1 protein-coding gene is annotated in these 3,450 nt (G+C 73.4%); it reads right to left on the bottom strand.

The genetic code is table 11. The features are described 5' to 3' along the window. Nucleotides 1–3,450: SDR family NAD(P)-dependent oxidoreductase (locus ACFZDC_RS41925; RefSeq protein ID WP_391332356.1), on the bottom strand; the 3,450-nt coding region annotated here is incomplete at both ends.

Raw genomic sequence — 3,450 nt, 5'->3', positions numbered from 1 at the left:
AGGCCGAGGATGCGCCGGCCGTTGCGGCGGGCGTCCGACAGGCGCTCCAGGACGAGCACACCGGCGCCGTCGGAGAAGCCGGTGCCGTCCGCCGAGGCCGAGTAGGCCTTGCAGCGGCCGTCCGGCGAGACCGCGCGCTGGCGGCTGAACTCGGTCAGGAGGTAGGGGCCGGCCAGCAGGGTCACGCCGCCCACCAGCGCCAGCGAGCACTCGCCGGCCCGCAGGGCCTGCCCGGCGAGGTGCAGGGCGACGGCAGAGGAGGAACAGGCCGTGTCCACGGACACCGCCGGACCCTCCAGGCCGAGCGTGTAGGCGATACGGCCGGACACCACGCTGGTGGTGGTGCCGGTCAGGCGATAACCCTCCAGCTCGGCGGAGGCCATGCCGCCGTAGTCGGTGGTCACGACACCGGCGAACACGCCGGTGTCGCTGCCCCGCAGGGAGGTCGGGTCGATGCCCGCGTGCTCGAAGGCCTCCCAGGACGCCTCCAGTAGCACACGCTGCTGCGGGTCCATCGCGGTCGCCTCGCGCGGACTGATGCCGAAGAACTCCGCGTCGAACTCCCCGATGCGCTCGAGGAAGGCACCGCCCCTGGTGTTGATCTTCCCGGGCCGGTCGGGGTCGGGGTCGTAGATGTCCGGGTCCCAGCCACGGTCGGTGGGCAGCCCGCCGACCGCGTCACGACCGGCGGCCACCAGCTCCCACAGCTCTTCCGGTGAGGTCACCCCGCCGGGGTACCGGCAGCTCATGCCGACGATCGCCAGGGGCTCGTCGGACGGCGTGACCCGCTTGGTCCGGCTGACAGGCCTCGGCGCCTCGGCGACGACGCCGCCGGTCTCGGCGAGGAGTAGCCGCGCGACAGCGGCCGGGGTGGGGTGGTCGAACACGAGCGTGGCGGGCAGGCGCACACCGGTGGCCTGCGTGAGCCGGTTGCGCAGCTCGACCGCGCTGAGCGAGTCGAAACCGAGTTCCTTGAAGGAGCGGTCGGTGTCGATCGCGGCGGCCGAGGCGTGGCCGAGCACCGCCGCGGCCTGCTCGCGCACCGCGTCCAGGACGATCCGCTCCCGGTCGCCCTCCGCGACGCCGGCCAGGCGCTGTGCGAGGGAGCCTCCGGTCTCGGCGCGCCGGGCAGGGACAGGGGCCAGACCGCGCAGCAGCGCGGGCAGCTGACCGGCTCGGGCCTGGGCCCGCAGCGCGGCCGGGTCGAGGAGGACGGGCGCCAGGAGCGCCGCGCCGCTGTCGAGCGCCAGGTCGAACAGTTCGAGACCGAGCTCGTGGGACAGCGCACCCATGCCGGTGCGTTCCAGGCGGGCCAGGCCGGCCTCGCCGAGCTCGCCGCCCATTCCGCCGTCCCCGCCCCACAGGCCCCAGGCCAGCGACACCGCCGGAAGACCCCCGGCCCGTCGCCAGGCGGCGAGGGCGTCGAGCGCGGCATTGGCCGCCGCGTAGTTGCCCTGCCCCGGACTGCCGATCAGCGCAGCCACCGACGAGAACAGCACGAACGCCGACAGGTCCATCCCGGCGGTCAGCTCATGCAGATGCCAGGCAGCATCGACCTTCGGCCGCATCACCCGGTCGACCTGCTCGGCCGACATCGACTCGATCACACCGTCGTCGAGCACACCCGCCGCGTGCACCACCGCCGTCAGCGGACGCTCCACGGCACCCAGCACGGAGGCGAGCTGCTCACGGTCGGACACATCACAGGCCACCACCCGTGCCGCACAGCCCAGCTCCGCCAGCTCCGCCACCAACTCACCAGCACCGTCGGCCTCCAGGCCCCCCCGGCTGAGCAACAGCAGATGACGCACACCGTGCTCGACGGCCAGGTGACGGGCGAACACCGCACCCAGACCACCCGTACCACCCGTGACGAGCACGGTCCCGTCCGGCTCGAAAGCCGGGGCCTGCTCGACGGTCGCACCAGCGCGAGCGAGCCTCGGCGCCAGCAACCGGCCGCCACGCACTGCCACTTGCCCCTCGTCCGCGCCCAGCACCGCGCCCCAGTCCGGCTCCTCGCCGTCCAGGTCGACCAGTACGAACCGGCCCGGATGCTCCGACTGCGCACTGCGCACCAAGCCCCACACCGCCGCCTGGGCGACGTCGGGAGCCTCACCGTCGACAGCGACCGCTCCCCGGGTCACCAGCACCAGCCGGGCCTCGCCCAGCCACTCACTGGCCAGCCACCGCTGCACCAACTGCAGCGCCTCGACCGCAGCCGCCGTGGCCTCCTCGGCGCCGACGGTCGCGAGCACGGCCTGCGGCGTCGGGGCCCCCTCGGTGAGCGCCCGCTCCAGGGCGTTCAGATCTGTGTGGGCCTCCCCCGCGCCGACCCGGACGATGTCCTCGGTCCCGGTGGCCGGCTGTCCGGCCTCGAGCGGAGTCCACTCCACCACATACAGCGACTGCCGCGCGTCCGCGCCGCCCGCGCCGTTGATGCGCTGCTCCTCCACAGGACGTACGACGAGCGAGCGCACGGACACCACAGGCGCGCCGCTCTCGTCCACGGCGTCCAGCCGCAGCGAGGTACCGCCGGTCATGACGGAACGAACCCGCAGGCGCTTCACGCCCGGCCGGTCGAGCCGCACACCGCTCCAGCTGAACGGCATGAGGTGCGCCGCAGCGCCCTCTCCAGTCAGCAGGACGACACCGCTCTGCAGCGCGGAGTCGAAGAGCGCGGGGTGGATGCCGAAGCCCTCGTGGCCCTCGGGCAGAGTCACCTCGGCATACGTCTCGTCGCCGACGCGCCAGACGGCCTCTACGCCGGTGAAGAGGGGGCCGTAGTCGTATCCCAGGTCGGCGAGACGGCCGTAGAGCTCCTCGACGGACATCGGCTCGGCGCCCTGCGGCGGCCACTGGTCCGGCCAGGCCGGAGCGGGCACACTGTCGGTTCCGAGCGTGCCGCGGGCGTGACAGGTGGGCTCGGCCGCGTCGGTGCCATTCTCGGGCCGCGAGTAGATCGCCACGTCGCGGCGGCCGTCCGCACCGGCCGCACCGACGCTGATCTGCAAGTGCCGCGTGACGCCGTCCTGGATGAGCAGGGGCGACTCCAGCACCAGCTCGTCGAGCACGGGGCTGCCGGTGTGGCGTCCGGCGGCGAGGGCCAGCTCCACCAGCCCCGTGCCGGGCACCACCATGGTGCCGAGCAGCAGATGCTCCGCGACCCAGGGCTGAGTCTCCGTAGAGATACGACCCGTGAGAACCCACTCGTCGCGCTCACCGACCTGCACGACCGCCGCCAGCATGGGGTGGTCGACGGCGATGAGTCCGGCCGCCGAGACATCACCCGCAGCGGTACCCGGCGTCAGCCAGAACCGCTCCCGCTGGAAGGCGTACGTCGGCAGCTCGACACGCCGGGCGCCGGTACCGGCGTAGAACGCCTCCCAGTCGACGCCGACACCGGCGGTGTGCACGTGTCCGAGGAACCGGGCGAAGGTCTCCCGCTCGTCG

Source organism: Streptomyces sp. NPDC007905 (genome assembly GCF_042959345.1).
Classification (GTDB): domain Bacteria; phylum Actinomycetota; class Actinomycetes; order Streptomycetales; family Streptomycetaceae; genus Streptomyces.
Note: the sequence above shows the minus strand (reverse complement) of the source record. Positions and strands in the feature narration are given on the sequence as shown.